Origin of the sequence: Pseudoduganella namucuonensis (assembly GCF_900116645.1) — a bacterium.
Taxonomy (GTDB): Bacteria; Pseudomonadota; Gammaproteobacteria; order Burkholderiales; family Burkholderiaceae_D; genus Rugamonas; species Rugamonas namucuonensis.
Map to the genome: position 1 here is coordinate 67,918 of NZ_FPBO01000004.1, position 17,733 is coordinate 85,650.

Below are 17,733 nucleotides of genomic sequence, written 5' to 3' on the forward strand. Positions count from 1 at the left end.
TTCAAGGTGGTAGCGGAACGCCGCACTCGGCGCAGAACTTGGCGTTGGGCCGGTCGGCCGGCACGGGGTGGCCGTTGGCGCAGTGGCGCGCGGCGGGCTGCGCCGGCTGCGCGCTATGCGGTTGCGGCTGCGGAACCTGCTGCGCCCTGCCCTGCGCCACGCCCACGCCCAGCTGCATCTGCGAACTGAGCGCGTTGGCGTGGGTGGCGTTCTGCAGCTTGAGCAGTTCAAGCTGGTGCTGCTTGTCCTTCTGCTCCTGCGCGTCGCGGTGGGCGCGCTCCTCGGCCACGCGCTCCTGCGCCATGCGCATCGCGTCCATGGGGCTCAGGCTGTTCTCGGCGCTCGCCACCTCGGCCATCGCGCGGATCTGCTCGGGGCTCATGCCGGCGCGGACCTGCTCCTTCATCACCTGCGCCAGCGCGGCGGCGTTGGGCGCGGCGGCCATCGCCACCTTGCCCGCGTCGCTCAGGTTGCCGATGACGCCGATGCGTTCGATGTCGATGCGCGCCAGCTCCGCCGCGTGCGTCTGCCGCGCCAGCAGCAGGTCGTACTCGCCCTTCCAGCGCGCGAATTTCTCCTCGCGCTCGTGTTCCATCATCTTCAGCTCGCGCTGCCAGCCCGCCTCCTGCTCGCGCTGTTTCAGCGCCAGGCGCTGCTCCTCCACGGCCAGCTGGTCCAGCATGGCCTGCTTGGCCAGCTCCTGCGCCTGGCGCGCGTGGATGCCGTCGGCCTCGATGGTGCGCAGCAGCTTCTCGTGCTGGGCGATGGCGTCGGCCGACGCGCCGGAGCGGCGCAATTCGTCCAGCTTCACGTTCACCTCGGCCACCCGCACATTGCCGGCCGCGTCCTTCTCGGCCTCGGCGCGCAGCGATTCGCGCTGGTGCGCCAACTGCTGCTGGTCCTCCCACTCGCGCACGCGCTCGGCCTCGCGCTTGCGCGCGGCGTTGGCCAGGGCCACGCCTTGGAAGCGCGCCGTGTGGTGCTCCTCCTCCAGTTCCGCCTCGCGCTTTTGCGCGTCGAGCTCGGCCTGGCGCAGGCGCTGCAGCATGGCGCGGCGGTGGGCCTCGTCCTCGATCGTCATGGCCTGCGCCACCTGGTTCTGGATCTGCTGCAGGTGCAGCTGGTGCGAGAAGCGCTGCTTGGCCAGTTGGCGCTCCTCCAGGCCCTCCTGCTGCGTCAATTCCAGCTCGGTGCGCATCTTGATCTGCGCCAGCTGGCGCACATGCTCCCAAGCCGCGGCCTCGCCCATGCGCGCCGTCTTCTTCCGGGCCAGTTCGTGTTCCAGTTCCGTCAGCGCCGCGCCCGCGCCGCGCTCGAAGGCCTGTTGGCGCGTCTTGGATTCGACGATGCGGGCATAAAGGTCCACATTGCGGGCGCGCACCGCCTGCATGCGCTCGGCCTCGCGCATCGCCAGTTCGGCCTTGTCCACGGCGGCGTCCTGGCGCAGTTCGGCGCGGCGGAAGTCGCTGCGCATCTTCTGTTCCTCGCGCCAGATGGCCTGCCACTCCTCTTCGCTATACAGCTCGTCCAGCTGCTTCACATGCTCGAGCTGCACGTGGCGCTCGTCGGCCACCAGCCACAGGGTGCCGATGCGTTCGCGGTTGCTGTCGTATTTGTCGTGGCGCAGGGCCAGCGTTTCCACCTGGACCACGGCCAGCCCGAATTCGGCGAGGCGCAGCTTCAGCGCCGACTGCAGGCGCTCGTCGAGCTGTGGACGCAGGTCCGGGTTGTTGCTCATGTCGCGCATCGCGCGGCCGCCGATGAACTCCGCCGCCACCTGCCGCACCGAGGGCGCCAGCAGGTCGTGCAGGCGCAGCGTGGTGACGGCGCCGGGGGCGGTCATGAAATGCTGCGCGAAGGCCGGCACGTTTTCCACCTTGACGCCCACCGTGAAGCGCGCCGCCACTTTCAGGTGCTCGGTGGTGTGCAGGTCGCTGAAGCAGAACTCCACCGGCAGCGGCGTGGTGCGGGTGATGAGGATTTCCGCGTGCTGGTCGCGCAGCAGGTTGTTCAGGCGCGTGAAGAAGCCCTCGATCTCGTATTCGCCCTGCGGCACCTCGGTGGCCTTGTCGCCCTGCAGGATGTAGGCGCGCGTGGTGGCCGGGACGCGCAGCGTCTTGGTGAAGATGCCGGACAAGGCGTCCACCCCGAAATACACGGCCAGCTCGTCGTTGGCGGGTATCCAGCGGTTGTCGCGCAGAACCGGTTCCGCGCCACCCAAGCCCAACTTTTGGAACATGTCGTACTCCTCTTCAATCATTCCAGCCGCCTTACCCGATTTTAGCAGGGCGCGCCGCTCGCATGGCCGCGCACGATTAAATCATGCCGATCCGCTCGATGCGGGCCAGGCTGGCGCCCTTGGCCCGCAGGGCGTCGGCATAGGCCGGGTCGGCATCGGGTTCGCCGTCCTTGGGGAGCAGCACGCGGTCGCCCGGCGCTGCTTGCTTAAGTATCAACTCCATCTTGGCCGCGAGGCCCTCCACCGCGTCCACCCGGCCGGCGTGCCAGGCGCTGGAACAGCCGCTGGCGATCACGCGGCCCCGCGGCACGCATTCACGGCCCCGGGCCAGGCGGTCCGCCATCACCAGCGCCAACTCGTAGGACGCGCCCTGGAAGCGCGGCTGCCCGAAGCGCACCACGGTGCGCCAGCGTCCCAGGCCCCTGCCGTCGAAATGGCGGGCGGCGGCCAATACTTGCCGCACCGCCAACTGGGCGGTCAACGCCAGGTCGGAAACGGCGATCGTGTCCTCCTCGTCCGCGCCGGCGTGGTCGGCGGGGTGGACGCTGACCTCGACCCAGCTCAGGCTGTCGTTGATGCCGCCGCTGTGCAGAGGGAACCAGGCGCGCGCGCTGGACACGGCGGCGCGGGGATCGCTGTGGCCGGTGAGCGCGCCGAGGTGGGGCAGCGTCAGGATGTCGTGCGAGACGGCGCGCGCGACGCCGCTCGGCGACGGGTCTTCCCCCAGCACGACGAAGCCGTCGGCCGCCCGCGTCCAGTTCATGGCGGCCAGCACCGGCTCCGGCCGCCCCTGCACGGCGCCGAGCTGCCAGGCGTCGGACCAGCCGTAGGCGAAGACGCCTTGCCTTGGCGGCAGCCATGCGCCGCGCACCGTGCGGTCGGCCAGCACGGCGGCCAGCTCCCAGCCGCGTTCATCCGCCGGCGGCGCGGCGTCCATGCTGAGCACCACCTGGTCGCGGCTGTCGAAGCGGGACTCCGTGTGGCGCGCCAGGCGCACCACCTCTTGCATCCGCGTGCTGAGCGCGGGCGCGCCGGCGACCGCGCATTTCACGTCGGCGCGGTTGGCGCGGGGACGGCGGCTGGCGGTGACGGTCAACACGCGGCCGTCCGGCAGCGGGCAGCGGCATTCGGCGTTGGCGGGTTTGGGGGCGTTCATAGCGTCGGTTCCCGGCGGGCGTCGGCGGCGCTGGCGTGGGCGACGCGGCGCTGGCCGAGATGGAAGTCCAGGTTGGACACCAGCCGGTCGGCGTCGTCCAGCAAGGCGCCCATCTCGCCCTCGCAGCATTGCATCGCGGCGGCGAGCTGCATGCGGGCCAGCAGCGCCCAGGCCTGGTCCAGCGCCTGCGCGGCCAGTTGGGTGTGCAGGGCGCGGCGGGCCTGCTGATCCCTCGCCAGCGGCTGGTCGGGCGCGGCCCAGGCCAGCGAGGGCATGGTGTTGACATCCAGCGCGATCACGGCGATGCGCTGCAGCAGGTTGCGATGCGCGACGAACAGCGGCTGGCCCGGCGGCAGCGGCAGCAGGCGCAGGCCGCTGGACAGGTAAGGCAGCTCCAGGAACAGGCGCCGCAGCGCGCGGGCGTCCGCATGGGCGGTGTCCGTCGGTGCGGACTGCTTCGGCCAAGGCCCGGCCGGCGCGCCGCCCCGGGCGCTGGCCCGGCCAGCATCGGGCCCCGGTGTGGTGTCCGGCGCCGGGGCCCGATGCTGGCCGGTGCCCGATGCGGCGTGGGGCGACACAGCGGCGGGCGGCGCGTCCTGGACCGACGTGACGGTTGGCGATGCGACGTGGGGCGGCGCGGCATCCGGCACCACGTCTTGGACCGAAGCGGCAGTGGGCGACACGACGTGGGACCACGCGGCGGCGGGCAACGCGTCTTGGGTCGACGCGGCGGTGGGCGACGCGGCGGGTGGCGGCGCGGCGGTGGCCAACTTGGCGGTGGCCGGCGCGTGGGCTGGCGAAGCGGCATTAGGCGGCGCGGCATCGGGCGCGAGCGCTTGGTTGGACGCCGTGGGGGAAACCGATTCGACAGCCGCCGGTTCGGCGCTCGCCGTCGCGTCGACGGGCGGCACGGCCGGAGCCGATACGGCGGCGCGCGCGCGCAGCATGGCGGCGTAGTCCACCCGCTCGCCCAGGTCCACGGGGATGCAATCGTCCACGGTCACGCCGAAACGCGTGTAGAGCAGCTGGTTCAGGCCGGCGCGAAACGCGTTCCATTCCTGCAGGGTGGTGCAAGGCGGCAGGTCCAGCGTGCCCTGCGCCAGCGCTTCCCGCACCGCGTCTTCGATCGCGGCGCCCGCTGCGGCGACCGGCAGCGCGTCCTCCACTTCGCTGAACAGGTACAGGTCGAAGCGCTGCTGCGCGACGCGCGGGTCGGCGGCGTCGATGACGAAGCGCAGTTGCAGGCCGAGCTCCGGCGCGCCCTCGTACGGCGCGAACTCGACGGCGTAAGGCCCGGGATGGAAGCAATACGCCCGCTCGTCCGCGCCGGCGCGCGCGGCCGGCACGCGGCGGGCCTGGCCGCCAGCGCTGAACACCACCTCCACGCACCCGGGCGGCGCGCGAAACTCCCCCTCTACCCGCATGGCCACCAGGCCGCGCCCCAGTTCCGCGGCACGCATGTCGCGCTGGATGGAGCCGGCCCTGGCGCGGCGCGCGAAGGAGAACAGTCCCATGATCATCCCCGCACCGGTTCCACGGCGAAGGCGCCGCCGTACAGCTGGAAGTGCGGCATGGGCGCCAGTTCGAAGGGCCATGCGCGTTCGCATTCGCCGTCCGCGTCCAGGCGGCCCTGCAGCAGGATGGCGCCGCCGCCGTCGACCACGCGCAGCATCGGCAACTCCCGCAGCACGCGCGCGGCGAACGGCGCCTCGGCGTCCAGTTTCAGTATCAGTTGCCAGCCGCCGTCCTGGTCGCGCGGCACGAAATGCAGGCTCCAGTGGCCATCGTCGGTCAGCAGCGTGTCCAGCGCGGCCTCGGTGGCGGCGGCGCGCAGCATGCCCCCGCTGCCGCCCCACACGGGATCGTTGGCCGCCACCGGTGCGGCCCGCTCGGCCCCTGCGCGGCGCTCCAGCGACAGCTGGCGGAAGCGGCGCAGCGTCAGCGGCGAGGCTTGCAGGGCCTGGCGTTCGTTCGGCGTCAGCGCTCGCGCGCCATCGAGCGCGGCCAGCAGCGTGGCGTCGGCCAGCACCAGGCGGTCGCCGGGCACGGCGCGCGACAGCAGCAGGCGCGCTTGCAGTTTATGGTCTGGCGTGGTCATGTTCGCTTCCTTCAATTCGTCACTCGGGCGCTGGCCGCCTGCAGCCGCGCGATCGCCTCGTTGCGGCGCTTGCGCAGCGTGGGCATCGAGATGCGGTCCAGCGCCGCCAGTTGCGCCAGCGTCGGCAGCTCGCCCGTCTCGGGGTCCAGCCACGCGTCCGGGTAGCTCTCGTCCTCGGCGCCCAGCAGCTTGTGGTAGACCGCCAGCCGGATGGGCAGCGAATCGTCCTTCAACATGCGTACCAGCCAGCTGCCCGCGTCCTGCGCGGCCGATGCCAATTCCATAAAGCGGGGGGGCAGGGAAAGACCGGCGGCCAGCGCCTCGTCGGCGGCGTTGCCGGCGGCCCGGAGTTCCGCCTTGGGTGCCGCCGCGACGGCCAGCGATCCAGCGTTCGACGCGACGGCGGCCGCAGGCGGCCCCGCCATGCCCGGCGCGGCGTATGCGGGTCCACGCGCAGTCATCGCGCCGGCCTGGTCGCCGCCCTCGCCGTCCTCGCTGGAGTCTGGGTCCTCCCCGCCTGCTTCCTCGACATAGGCAAGGAGCGGCTCCTCGCTGTCCTCGTCGTCATCCTCTTCGTCGGGGGGGAGCGGCTGGAGGATCTGGTCGACCATGTCCGGCGTCGCGGGCTCCTCATCCGCCGCCTCGGACTCGCCGACCACGCGCCAGTAGTCTTCCAGCCAGGCGCCCGCCTCGTCCTCGTCGCCGCGCCAGTCCTCGGCGCCCATGTTGGCCGACAGCGCCTCGTAGTCGCCGATCTCGGCCATCAGCGCGGCGATCCTGTCCGGATTGTTCCTCAGGCTGGAAAAACGCTTGGACCTGGTGTGCAACGGCCCCGGCGAGCCGCTGAAGCGCTCCAGCGTCTCGCTCCACCTGATCACCCACGGCGCCTTGCAGCCGCCTATGGACTTCATCTGCCGCGCCTCGATCGGCACGCCGTCGGCGCCGCGGTCCAGGATGGCGGCCACCTGCGCCGCGTGGTGGCTCCAGTTGGCAAACAGCCGCTCGATCTCGCGGTAGGCGGTGTCCAGCATGCGGTAGGTGTACATCTTGTTGGGCGAGCAGGCGCGCCCCGTGGCCACCTGGTAGTTGTCCGCGTCGACCTTGTCGCGCAGGCCGGCGTACATGTCGTTGACCTTCTTGCGCAGCATGGCGTCGCCCGACGGCGAAAGCCAGAACGCGCCAAGCTTGCCATGCTCCGCCGCGATGGCGGACACCAGGCCGCTCCAGAACGCGGGTTGGGCGCGCAGCTCGAACAGCAAAGCCATGGCCAGTTCGGCCACGCTCTCGCCGTAGCTGTTGCCCGCCGCCTCGCCGCGCGCGCCGCGGCGGCACAGGTCCAGCTCCGCCGCCACCTCGTCCGTGTACAGGTCCAGCAACTCCGCTTCTCGCGCGCGGTCCGGCATGGCGCCCAGGTCCATCCGCCGGAAGGCGGACAACGAGCAGCGTCCCAGGAGCTTGCGCACCTGTTCCCACCCATGTTCCTGATATCGCGTTCCTGGCAGCCGCATGGCATCCCGTCGAAGAAAAACAGACACTTCAAAATCATGCCACGGACGGGCCGCGGGCATATGCCCGGTTACACGGCTATTTACCCCTCTGTTCGACATTCTGCGCGGAAAGAGCGCCCAGCAACGCGGCGATCACGGGCGCGGCGTGCTCGCCGCCGCTGCCTTCCGAATGGCTGACGAAGACCGCCATCGCCAGCCTGCGCGTCTGCCCCGGCAGGCTGCCCGGCTCCAGCCAGCCGGTGAACCACACCGTGGCCGCGCCGTCGGTGACGGGCGCGGTGCCGGTCTTGCCGTACAGGCCGGGGCGCAGCGCCGCCAGCCGCGCGCCGCCGAAGGCGCCGGCCGCCGTGCCGCCGTCGACCACGCCCTTCATGCCGGCGCGGATGCGGTCGAGCCGCGCGTCCAGCCGCGCCGGGGCGGGCGGCGCGGCCGGCTTGCCGTCCAGTTCCAGCAGCAGCCGTGGCGGCACGGTCGCGCCGCCGCCGATGGCGGCCGACACCATGGCCATCTGCAAGGGAGTGGCCTGCATGCGCAGGCCGATGGCCATCTGGCGCACTTCGTGGCGGGTCTGGATGGCGTCCATGCGCGCCGGCGTGGCTTGCAGCGCGTCGTAGGCGGACCAGGCGTAATCCACGGGCAGCAGGCCGCCATCGAGATGCAGCTCCTGGCCGAAGCCCAGGCGGCGCGCGGCGGCGGCGACGGGCCGCACGCCATCCATGCCATCCGCCTCCAGCGCCTGCATCCCCGGCGCGCCGCCATCGGGACGGCCGAACAGGCTGCGGTCACTCATCTCGGCGGTCCAGGCGAACCACGTGTTCAGGCTGTAGGTGAGCGCTTGGGACAGCCCCAGCCTGCCCTCCTGCGCGCGGCGGTCGATGGCCTGCTCGCGGTAGTTGGTGACGTGCGCGCCGTTGCCGGTGGCGGGGTAGGTGGCGGCGCCGGTCTGGAAGGCGTAGCCGCGCTGGCGCGCCACGTCGTTGATGCCGGCCAGCGGCATGCCGCCCAACAGCGCGTCTAGTCGCGGATCGGACTTCGCCGCCAGCTCCAGGCCCAGCGCGCTGACGACCTTGAAGGTGGAGCCGGGACTGCGGTGCGCGCCGCCGTCATGCTGGAACGCGGGCAGGCGCAGCGGACTGCGCGCCGGGTTGGCGCGGTCGAAGTCGCGCGCCTCCTCCCAGTTGGCCGCGCCCACCGGCGCGTTGCCGGCGCCGGCGGCGGCGAGGATGTCGCCGTTCTCCGCGTCCAGCAACACCAGGCCAGCCTGCCGCCCTTGCGGCGCGGGCCTGGCGCCGGCGCAAGCCTTGCCGTCCCAACGGCCGCGATGCATGCCCACGCATTCGAGCACGCGCTGGCTCAGGGCTTGCAGCGGCAGGTCCAGCGACAGTGTACCGGTGACGGCGCCGCCGGACGTGGCGGGCAGCCGCGCCAGCATGCCGGCGATGCCGCTCGCGTGACCGGGGCCGATGCCCAGCATGGGAGCCAGCCCGGCGTCCAGCGCGGCCGGCGCGGGAGCCCCGTCGGCCCACAGCAAGGTGCCGTTGCGGTCACGCAGCAGCACAGACGACGCGGGCCCGCCCCGCCGCGGCGGCGCCAGCGCTTGCGGCGCCAGCGCCTGCCAGGACACGCGGCCGCCGGCGACGCGCAGGTGGCGGTATTGCTGGTCCGCCGGCCCGCCCATCGCGGCCAGGTCCAGCGGAAGCACATCCACCGTGATGGCGGAGGCGCCGCGATGGGGCGCGAGCGACAGCTCGGTCACGTCGTCCGGCGCCGAGCAGCCCCGGCCCGTGCACGCGGCCCGCCGCGACAAGATGTCGGCGCCGGCGACCGCGCCCACCCTGCCCGCGACGAGCAGGCGCAGCGCCGCCCCATCGGCGCGGGCCGCCGCGCCTGCGAAACCCGTTTCGCCGGGGCTGTACGCAAGGGCGAGCCGGACCGCGCCACCGCCGGCGGGCCAGGCGGCGACGCGCGACCAGGGCTGCCAGCCCTGCGGCAGTTCGGCGAACAAACGGGAGGCGGCGCCCGGCATCCGGCCGGTGGCGGGCAGCGGCGCGCCGCTCGCGCTGGCCTGCCACGCGGGGCCAGACGCCACGCGCCATGCCAGCAGCCGGCGCTCGCTGTTGTGGACGTCGATCTGCTGGCGCACATAGGCGCCGTCGGCCTGCTGGTAAAGACGCTTGAGCAGGCGCGCCGCGTCCGCGTCCATCCTCACGTCCGCCCATTCGGCGAGGCCGCTCGCGCGCTGCGCCGAATCGCTCGCGGACCACAGCGGCAGGTCACGCGGCGCGGCGACGACGGCACCGTCGGCTGCCAGCCGCACCAGCCCGCGCGCCTGCAAGGCGGCGAACAGTGCCTGGTCCTCCAGCGCGGCCGGCGCCGCGGCCGGAACCGCGTACACGCCCGCAGGCAACCAGGCTTGCGCGGCCGCGCCGCGCTCTGCGAACGCCGCCACCAGCACGGCGGCGCGCGCGCGGGGATCGCGGCGATGCAACTGCATCACTAGCTCACCCGCTTGCGAGCAAGCGGCGCTTGCGCGCCGCTCGACGCGCAGTGCCGCGTCCTCGCCCCACGCCAGCCAACCCTCGCGCCGGAAGGACACCGCGGCCTCGCGGCCCTCGGTCGTCCTTCCCTGGCTGTCGTCGCCAAGCCAGCGCACCGGCTGGCCGGCCGCGCCGCGCCAGGCCAGACGCAAGGCCTCGCCTTCCGGCCGCGCGAAGTCCGCGCGCGCGTTGCCCGATATGGTCACCTCGGGCATGTCGTCGCTCGCGCCGGACGCCCCGCCCGCCAGCACCACGTTGCGCGGCGCCGCGCCCTGCAACTCCCGCATCCGCTGCACATCGCCATAGCGGTAACCCAGCCGCAGCGGCGCCAGGCGGGCGCCGCCCGGTTCGCGCATCTGGCCGCACAAGTCCACCCGCACCGGCACCATCGCCCGCATGCCGGCCAGCGTGACCACGGCGCCGCCCTTGACTTGCACGTAACGCACGCCTTGCCGGGCCGGAGCTTCGATCACCGCGCCCGGCAGGACGGACTGGAACACATGGGCGGCGCGGCTCGCTCCCGCGCCGCCTTCCGTGGAAAGGGTGGCGGCGCCGAGCTTGCGCGCATGGCCGACGATGACGGCGGCGCCGGCCAGCGCCAGCGCGAGGCCGAGCACGGCGGCCAACGCCGCCGGCCGGAACCTCGCGCCATCGGAACGCGCCGCCGCGCCGCGCGCCCCGCCCGAGCCGCGCGAAGTGCCGCCGCGCCGCAGATTGCGGGCGCGCCGCCATGCCAGCCGCCGCCCGGCCAGGGCCTTGATAAGGTGTGTGAATAAGCTGCCCATCGGCCCCTCGCGCTGGTGTATACGGTCTGCCAGCGCCTAGCCGGGGGAGGTGGAAAGCCTGGCCGTTTTATCCCCGCATTGCGCATCTCGCGCCGCGAATTCCACCGCTCGTCGCAATCCAATGGCGACCCGGAGGCCCGATGGATACAGTGCATACATCGAAACACAAAACACCAGCCACCCACCACCGGAAGGAAACAAAATGAACGTCCTGAAAAACTTCGAAGCCCTGTTTGTCGTGACCCTGGGCCTGGCTTGCGCAGCCAACTATGTGGTTGACACCGACGCCGCCCTCGATAGCCAGCCAACGGCAGTGCGCGCGGCCGCGCCAGCCTACGCCGCCGCGGCCAAGGACATGCAAGTCGTCGTGGTCAGCGCAAAACGCCTGACGGCCGAGGAAAAAGCCCAGTCGCTGCTGGCCGAGCGCAAGGCCGCCAGCGCCTCGATCGCGGCCAACGGCGCGAGCAAGATTTGAGCGCGGTTCGCCGGTTCGCCCGCGCGCGGCACTGTAACGATCAATGATCGCGCCGCGGCGAACCCATCGTCTGTGCGGAGACGCACAATAGTTCTGTTTGATCTGTGTCAGTTGTAAGAAGTTGAATCATGTTTTCTCCCTGTGGAAGTCGCTTGCTATAGTGAATTCAGCGTCACCACAACCGGAGAGATACCATGATCAAGCCTACCCTTTACGCAGCCGCCCTGCTGGCTCTGAGTTCCGCGGCCTTCGCGCCTGCTCAGGCATTGGCGCAAGTGGACTTCAGCGTCGTCATCGGCAATGCCCCTCCCCCGCTCCGTCATGAAGTGATACCTCGTCCGCGCCCCGGCTACGTCTGGAGCCCCGGTTACTGGGATTGGCGCGGCCACCGCCACGTGTGGGTCCCCGGTCATTATCTGCGCGCGCGCCCCGGCTATGTCTACATGCAGCCGCAATGGATAGAACGCGACGGCCAGTGGTACCGCGAGGGCGGACGCTGGGATCGCCAGGAGCGCCACGCGGGCTACCGCCGCGACAGCGACCACGATGGCATCCCGAACCGCTATGACCGCGACCGCGACGGCGACGGCATCCCCAACCGCTACGACCGCAACAACCATTACCGCGACCGCGCCGGCAACGGCGACCAGGACCGCGACGGCGTGCCCAATCGCGTGGACCGCGACCGCGACGGCGACGGCGTACCCAATCGCGTCGACGACAGGCCGAACAATCCGCGCCGCTACTAAAGCCCGTCCCCGGGGGCTCGCCCCCCGGCCCGCCGATCCCGCCTTCTGCTACGATGGCGGGATTTTTCACATTTGGCCACCCCGCATGCACGACCTCCCCGCCCTCGCATCCGCCGCCTTCCATAACGAACGCGTGGCGGCGCGCCGCCTGGCGAAAACCGCCGGCATCACCGAAACGGAAGCGCTGCGCGCCACGCTGGAGCGCGCAGCCGCGCAGGCGGGATGGGCTGACGTGGCGGCGCTGCTGGAAGCGCGCGCCCGGCTACGGCTGGACGAGCTGGCCCGGCGCGCGGACAAGGCCCGCGCCAGGGCCGAAGCCAAGGCGCGGCGGCTGCGGGCGCGAAGCGACGCGGTCCCCGGCGCATGGCGCGCATGGTTCGACGGGTCGGCCACGCCCAATCCCGGCCTGTTGGGCATAGGCGCGCTGCTGTGCGCCCCCGGCGGCGAGCGCGTGGAGATCTCGCGCCGCGCCGGTCACGGCGACAGCAGCGAAGCGGAGTATCTGGCGCTGGAGGCGCTGCTGGAGGCGGCCGTGGCGGCCCGCGTCCCCGCGCTGGCGGTGTACGGGGACAGCCGCGTGGTGATCGACGATGTGAATGCGGCGATAACCGCCACAAGAACGGCGCCGCGCGGCGTCAAAGGCCCGGCCAAGGGCCTGGAAGCGCACCGCGCGCGGGTGCTGGCGTTGATGGCGCGGCTCGACGACGTCACGCTGCGCTGGGTGCCGCGCCACCGCAACGGCGAGGCGGACAGCCTGTCGCAGCGGGCCATACGCGCCGGCGCGGACCGCCAGGGGGAAAGTTAAGCGGCCAGCGGCAGGCTGTCGACCAGGCCCATGTCGGCGCCGGTCATCAGGCGGTCGATGTCCACCAGGATCAGCATGCGGTCGTCGATGGTGCCCAGGCCGACCAGGTATTCGGTGTTCATCGACGAGGCGATGTCCGGCGCGGGCTTGATCTGCTCCGGCGTCAGGATGGTCACGTCGGACACGCTGTCGACCACCATGCCCACCACGCGCGCGCCGATGTTGAGGATGATGACCACGGTGAACTGGTTGTAGGTCGGCGCGCCCAGCCCGAACTTGATGCGCATGTCCACGATCGGCACGATGATGCCGCGCAGGTTGATCACGCCCTTGACGAACTCGGCCGCGCTGGCGATCCGGGTCGGCGTCTCGTAGCTGCGGATCTCGCTCACCTTCTGGATGTCGATGCCGTACTCCTCCTTGCCCAGCGTGAAGGCCAGATATTCGGCGGCGTGGTCTACGTTGGCGCTGGCGATGGCGTCGGTCGTCATATGAGTTCTCCTCGAGAAAGATGGATAATGTTACCGCAGGTCAAGATTTTTCGCATCAAATAAAAACGCCTATGGGAACGCGGCGCGATTCATGCCACAATTGCACAGCAGGATCGACGCTAGGAGAACAATGAATACGCTGTTGAGTAGCTGGCATCCGCGCCTGGTGGCGCTGGCCAGCGGCGCCGCGGGAGACGATGGCGCGCATGACACCAACCATTTGCATCGCGTGTGGCGCAACGCCACCTTGCTGATGGACGACAATCCGGAGGCGGACGCGCTGGTGGTGCTGGCGGCGTGTTATCTGCACGACCTGGTCAACCTGCCCAAGAACCATCCGGAACGCCACCTGGCCTCGCGCCAGGCCGCGCGGCTGGCCAGCCGCCAGCTGGCCGAGCTGGGCTTCCCGTCGGACCGCCTGTCAGCGGTGGCGCACGCCATCGAGACGCACAGCTTCTCGGCCGGCATCCCACCCGAGACCATCGAGGCCAAGATCGTGCAGGACGCCGACCGCCTGGACGCGCTGGGCGCCGTCGGCCTGGCCCGCATGTTCTACACGGCCGGCCGCATGGGCGCCGCCCTGGCCCACGCCGACGACCCGATGGCGCTGCAGCGCGAGCTGGACGACAAGGCCTATTCGCTGGACCACATCGACGTCAAGCTGGCCACGCTGCCGGCCAAGATGCAGACCGCCGCCGGCCGCCGCCTGGGGGAACGCCGCCTGAGGGAACTGGTGGCCTTCCGCGACAGCTTCATCGCCGAATGGGCCGCCAGCCCCGCCACGCCATAAGGCCAGGCCTCCGCTCCGACCGCACATGACCAGTCAAAGCGACACCGCGCCACTCGCCACCGCGTCCAACGGCAACCTCAATTTCGTGCTGGTCTGCATCTTCATCGACATGCTGGGCATCGGCCTGGTGGTGCCGGTGCTGCCCATCCTGGTGGGCGAATTCGTGCAGGCGCGCGACCAGCAGGCGCTGTGGTATGGCCTGATGGGCACCGTGTTCGGCCTGATGCAGTTCATCTTCATGCCCATGCTGGGCGCCATCAGCGACCGCGTGGGGCGCCGTCCCGTGCTGCTGTACTCGATGGCCGGCATGTGCGTCAACTTCCTGTCCACCGCGCTGGCGCCCAACCTGGCCTGCATGTTCATCGGCCGCGTGATCGGCGGCATGTCCTCGGCCAGCATGTCGGTGGCCTCGGCCTACGCCTCCGACATCTCCACCCACGACAACCGCGCCAAGAGCTTCGGCAAGATCGGCGCGGCCTTCGGCCTGGGCTTCATCGCCGGGCCGATGCTGGGCGGGCTGCTGGGCAGCATCAACCTGCACCTGCCCTTCTACGCGGCGGCCGCGCTGTCGGCCGCCAACTTCGTCTACGGCTATTTCTTCGTGCCCGAATCGCTGCCCGAGGCGCAGCGCGCGCCGTTCAAGCTGACCCGCGTCAATCCGCTGGCCGGCCTGCTCAAGCTGGCCGCGCGGGTGGACATCCGCGGCCTGGTGGTGGCCTTCGCGCTGATGACCTGCGCGCAGATGATGCTGCAATCGACCTGGGTGCTGTACACCCACTTCCGCTTCGACTGGACGCCGGGCCAGAACGGCATGGCGCTGTTCTGCGTGGGGCTGGCGGCGGCCGTGGTGCAGGCCGGGCTGCTGGGCGTGCTGATACGGCGCTTCGGCGAGGTGCGCCTGACCCTGCTGGGCCTGGGCTCGGGCTGCGTCACCTACATGCTGTACGGCCTGGCCACGCAGGGCTGGATGATGTACGTCTTCATCTGCTGCAACCTGCTGGCCTTCGCCGCCGGCCCGGCGCTGCAGGGCATCATTTCCAAGTCCACGGCGGCCAACCAGCAGGGCGAACTGATGGGATCGCTGCAATCGATCAGCAGCATCGGCAGCGTGCTGATGCCGCTGGCCGGCAGCGCCATCCTCGGCGAGGTCAGCCACCTGCCGTCCAACGACTGGCGCATCGGCGGCACCTTCTTCGTCTGCGCCGCCATGCAGGCGCTGGCCATCCTGGTGGCCTACCGCTATTTCAGCGCCCGCCGCGCGGCCAGAGGGAGCGCCGTGTGAGGCGCCGCCTGGTCCTCGCCGCGATCGTGCTGGGCGCGCTGTCCTGCGGCGCGGCGCGGGCCGGCTGCTCGCGCGAGATCAACGTGCCGGTTGCGCCGGTCGGCGCCAGCATCATCGTCAACGGCGGCGCGGTGGGCGGCATCTATCCCGAGGTGCTGGACGGCCCGGCGGCGAAGGCCGGTTGCAAGCTGGTCTACACCATCGTGCCGCGCGCGCGCCAGGCGGCGCTGTTCGAGATCGGCAAGGCGGACCTGCTGCTGCCCGCCACGCGCACGCCCGCGCGCGACCGGCACGGCACCTTCGTGCCGCTGATAGGCCACCGCGCCACGCTCATTTCGCTGGCCGGCACGCACGCCCCCATCACCAGCGCGCAAGACCTGCTCGATCGCACCGACCTGCGCGTGGCCGTGGTGCGCGGCTACGATTTCGGCGAGCATTACCAGGCGCTGGTGGCCGAGCTGGCCAAACAGGGCCGTTTGTTCCGGGAGGTCGACACCATCGCCATCGCGCGCCTGATGCAGGCCGGCGCGATCGACGTCACCATCATGGGGCCGACCAACTTCGCCGGCGCGGTGGCGCACGAGCCGCGCCTGGCCGCGCTGGGCGAGCGCCTGCGCATCGAGCCGATACCGGAACTGCCGTGGAACCTCGCCGGCGTCTATGTGTCGCACCGTTCGCTCACGCCGGCGGACCAGGCCATCCTGCGCGAACTGCTGGAGAACCTGGCGCGCTCGCCAGCCGTGATCGAGGCCTTCCAGCGCCACCACCGGCCCGACGTCCTGGCCGAAAGCGTGCGGCCGCGCTAGGCCGCGCCGGCCCGCTTATCGCCCCCCTATCGCCCAACCACGGGCAGTTCGATCGAACTGGGCGCCTCCGGCGCGCGGTACACGCGTTGCGTGGCCTTCCGGTAGTCGGCCGGCCGCGCGTGGAAAATATTGGGCACGTAGGTCTGCGGATTGCGGTCGTACAGCGGGAACCAGCTGCTCTGGATCTGCACCATCACGCGGTGGCCGGGCAGGAACACGTGGTTCACGTTGGGCAGCGCGTAGCGGTAGCGCTCGACCTGGCCGGCCGGTATCGCCGAGGGCTGCGACAGGCTGTGGCGATAGCGCCCGCGGAAGATGTCCATCGAGATGCCCTGCTGGTAGCCGCCCAGCTCCGGCTGGCCGGGCACCTCGTCCGGATGCACGTCGATCAGCTTGACCACCCAGTCCGCGTCGGTGCCGCTGGTGGCCGCGTACAGGTCCACCCGGGGCTGGCCCGCGATGCTCAGCGGCGCCTTGAGCGGCTCGCTCACATAGCTCAGCACGTCGGTGCGGTCGGCCACGAAGCGCTGGTCGGACACCAGCCACGGCTTCCACACCGCCTCGTCGCCCATGCGCACGGGCCGCGGCACGAAAGGCACCGGCTTGGCCGGGTCGGCCACGTACTCGTCGTAGCCCTCGCCCTCCACCGCGGCGGCGGGGGCGGAAAAGCCCAGCGTGAAGCCGGCCCGCAGGTACAGCGATTCCGACCTGGACGGACAGCCCTCGGCGCAGGACCGCGGCCACTGGTCGAAGCGCTGCCAGCGGTTGACGCCGGTCTGGTAGCTCAGCACCGGCGGCGTGTCGGCCTCCGGCGCGCCATCCTTCAGGTACTGGTTCAGGAAGGGCTGCATCACCTCGCGGCGGAACTCCAGCGCGGTGTCGCCGGTGAACTTGAACACGCCCAGGCGCGAACCCTCGTAGTTCACGCCGCTGTGGCGCCACGGCCCGATGGCCAGGAAATTGAGCTTGTTGTCCCGGTCCTGCCGCTCCATGGCGGCGTACGCGGCGTAGGGGCCGTAGATGTCCTCCTGGTCCCACTGGCCCACCACGTGCATGGTGGGCACCGTCAGCTTGCGCGCGCCCAGCAGCAGGTCCAGCGCCTGGTGCCGCCAGTAGTCGTCGTAGGCGGGATGCTCGAACAGCTTCCTGGTGTAGTTCAAGCGGTCCAGCCCGAAGCGGCGCGCGTAGCCGGCGGCGGAACCGGCGCGCAGCATGCCCTCGTAGTCGTCGTAGACGCCGGTGGCCAGCGCCTCGCCGTGGCCGCGCACCGTGGTCTGGCTGGCGATGAAGCCCAGCGAAGGCATGCGGAAGGCGCCGTTGTGGAACCAGTCGTCGCCGCGCCAGCCGTCCACCATGGCGCTCATCGGCACGGCCGCCTTCAGCGCCGGATGCGGCGCGGCCAGCGCCATCATCACCGTGAAGCCCTCGTAGGACGAGCCTATCATGCCGACCTTGCCGTTGGTCTCGGGGACGTGCCTGGTCAGCCACTCGATGGTGTCCCAGGCGTCGGTCGCGTGGTCGGTGCGGGTGTCGTTCAGCGGGCCGCGCAGGGGCCGCGTCATCACGTAGTCGCCCTCCGAGCCGTACTTGCCGCGCACATCCTGGAACACGCGGATATACCCCTCGGCCACCAGCGTCTCGTCGCCCTGCGGCAGCGTGGCCGCCATGCCGGGGCTGGCGTTGCGCTGCGCGCGCCGCGCCGCGTTGTAGGGGGTGCGGGTCATGACGATGGGCGCGCGCCGCGCGCCCTTGGGCAGCACGATCACGGTGTAGAGCTTGACGCCGTCGCGCATCGGTATCATCGCCACCCGCTTCTCGTAGTCCGCGTCCGGCGGCGCGGGCGCCTCGTAGCGCTGGGGTATGTCGGGCGCCATGGGCGGTGTTTGCGCCTGGGCCTGGAATGGAACGGCGCAGGCGCAGGCGTGGAACACGGCCAGGCTGGCGATGGTGCGGACATGCATGGGCGACTCCTCTGATGAGCCCCCATGGTACAGACCGCTTGCATCGAAGGC

General features: G+C 71.2%; 14 protein-coding genes. 6 read left to right on the plus strand and 8 right to left on the minus strand.

Annotated elements, in window-relative coordinates:
• Nucleotide 1: 1 nt before the first annotated feature.
• From BM436_RS05855 to BM436_RS05880, 6 genes are all read right to left on the minus strand, one after another.
• Complete coding sequence (locus BM436_RS05855) at nucleotides 2-2,239, minus strand: SPFH domain-containing protein (RefSeq protein WP_229489189.1); 2,238 nt, start codon at nucleotides 2,237-2,239, stop codon at nucleotides 2-4.
• Nucleotides 2,240-2,315: 76 nt separating this feature from the next.
• Nucleotides 2,316-3,395, minus strand: coding sequence for a hypothetical protein (locus BM436_RS05860; RefSeq protein WP_093554498.1), 1,080 nt, complete (start codon nucleotides 3,393-3,395; stop codon nucleotides 2,316-2,318).
• Nucleotides 3,392-4,909 (minus strand): hypothetical protein, encoded by a 1,518-nt coding sequence (locus BM436_RS05865; RefSeq protein WP_143132989.1) that lies wholly within the window; start codon nucleotides 4,907-4,909, stop codon nucleotides 3,392-3,394. Before BM436_RS05865 ends, BM436_RS05860 begins: the two co-directional genes overlap by 4 nt.
• 2 nt (nucleotides 4,910-4,911) lie before the next feature.
• A complete protein-coding gene (locus BM436_RS05870; protein WP_093554502.1) occupies nucleotides 4,912-5,493 on the minus strand; it encodes a hypothetical protein in 582 nt (193 codons plus the stop codon).
• An 11-nt stretch (nucleotides 5,494-5,504) separates the two neighbouring features.
• Complete coding sequence (locus BM436_RS05875; RefSeq protein WP_371859624.1) at nucleotides 5,505-6,956, minus strand: hypothetical protein; 1,452 nt, start codon at nucleotides 6,954-6,956, stop codon at nucleotides 5,505-5,507.
• Nucleotides 6,957-7,077: 121 nt separating this feature from the next.
• Nucleotides 7,078-10,323: a penicillin-binding transpeptidase domain-containing protein gene (locus BM436_RS05880; protein WP_093554506.1), complete on the minus strand. Its 3,246-nt coding sequence runs from the start codon at nucleotides 10,321-10,323 to the stop codon at nucleotides 7,078-7,080.
• Nucleotides 10,324-10,525: 202 nt separating this feature from the next.
• On the opposite strand from BM436_RS05880, the gene BM436_RS05885 reads away from it, so the two are divergent.
• The 3 genes from BM436_RS05885 to BM436_RS05895 all read left to right on the plus strand — a co-directional run bounded on the left by BM436_RS05885 (nucleotide 10,526) and on the right by BM436_RS05895 (nucleotide 12,352).
• The gene (locus tag BM436_RS05885) at nucleotides 10,526-10,798 is read left to right on the plus strand and encodes a hypothetical protein (protein ID WP_093554508.1); all 273 of its coding nucleotides are present in this window, start codon (nucleotides 10,526-10,528) and stop codon (nucleotides 10,796-10,798) included.
• Between the two features lie 194 nt (nucleotides 10,799-10,992).
• Entirely contained in the window at nucleotides 10,993-11,547 is a 555-nt protein-coding gene (locus BM436_RS05890) for a YXWGXW repeat-containing protein (protein WP_093554510.1), read from the plus strand.
• 85 nt (nucleotides 11,548-11,632) lie between these two features.
• Nucleotides 11,633-12,352: a reverse transcriptase-like protein gene (locus BM436_RS05895; RefSeq protein WP_093554512.1), complete on the plus strand. Its 720-nt coding sequence runs from the start codon at nucleotides 11,633-11,635 to the stop codon at nucleotides 12,350-12,352.
• On the opposite strand, the gene BM436_RS05900 is transcribed toward BM436_RS05895, so the two are convergent.
• Nucleotides 12,349-12,843, minus strand: a complete 495-nt coding sequence (locus BM436_RS05900; protein ID WP_093554514.1) for a chemotaxis protein CheW — start codon at nucleotides 12,841-12,843, stop codon at nucleotides 12,349-12,351. The genes BM436_RS05895 and BM436_RS05900 overlap by 4 nt on opposite strands.
• A gap of 130 nt (nucleotides 12,844-12,973) precedes the next feature.
• On the opposite strand from BM436_RS05900, the gene BM436_RS05905 reads away from it, so the two are divergent.
• The 3 genes from BM436_RS05905 to BM436_RS05915 are packed head-to-tail and all read left to right on the plus strand — an operon-like array spanning nucleotide 12,974 to nucleotide 15,721.
• Nucleotides 12,974-13,633, plus strand: coding sequence for an HD domain-containing protein (locus BM436_RS05905; RefSeq protein WP_093554516.1), 660 nt, complete (start codon nucleotides 12,974-12,976; stop codon nucleotides 13,631-13,633).
• A gap of 25 nt (nucleotides 13,634-13,658) precedes the next feature.
• Nucleotides 13,659-14,915 (plus strand): MFS transporter, encoded by a 1,257-nt coding sequence (locus BM436_RS05910; RefSeq protein ID WP_093554518.1) that lies wholly within the window; start codon nucleotides 13,659-13,661, stop codon nucleotides 14,913-14,915.
• On the plus strand, nucleotides 14,912-15,721 hold the full coding sequence (locus BM436_RS05915) for a substrate-binding periplasmic protein (RefSeq protein ID WP_229489192.1): 810 nt from the start codon (nucleotides 14,912-14,914) through the stop codon (nucleotides 15,719-15,721). Before BM436_RS05910 ends, BM436_RS05915 begins: the two co-directional genes overlap by 4 nt.
• Before the next feature lie 26 nt (nucleotides 15,722-15,747).
• On the opposite strand, the gene BM436_RS05920 is transcribed toward BM436_RS05915, so the two are convergent.
• Nucleotides 15,748-17,682 (minus strand): CocE/NonD family hydrolase, encoded by a 1,935-nt coding sequence (locus BM436_RS05920; RefSeq protein WP_093554520.1) that lies wholly within the window; start codon nucleotides 17,680-17,682, stop codon nucleotides 15,748-15,750.
• Nucleotides 17,683-17,733 lie beyond the last annotated feature (51 nt).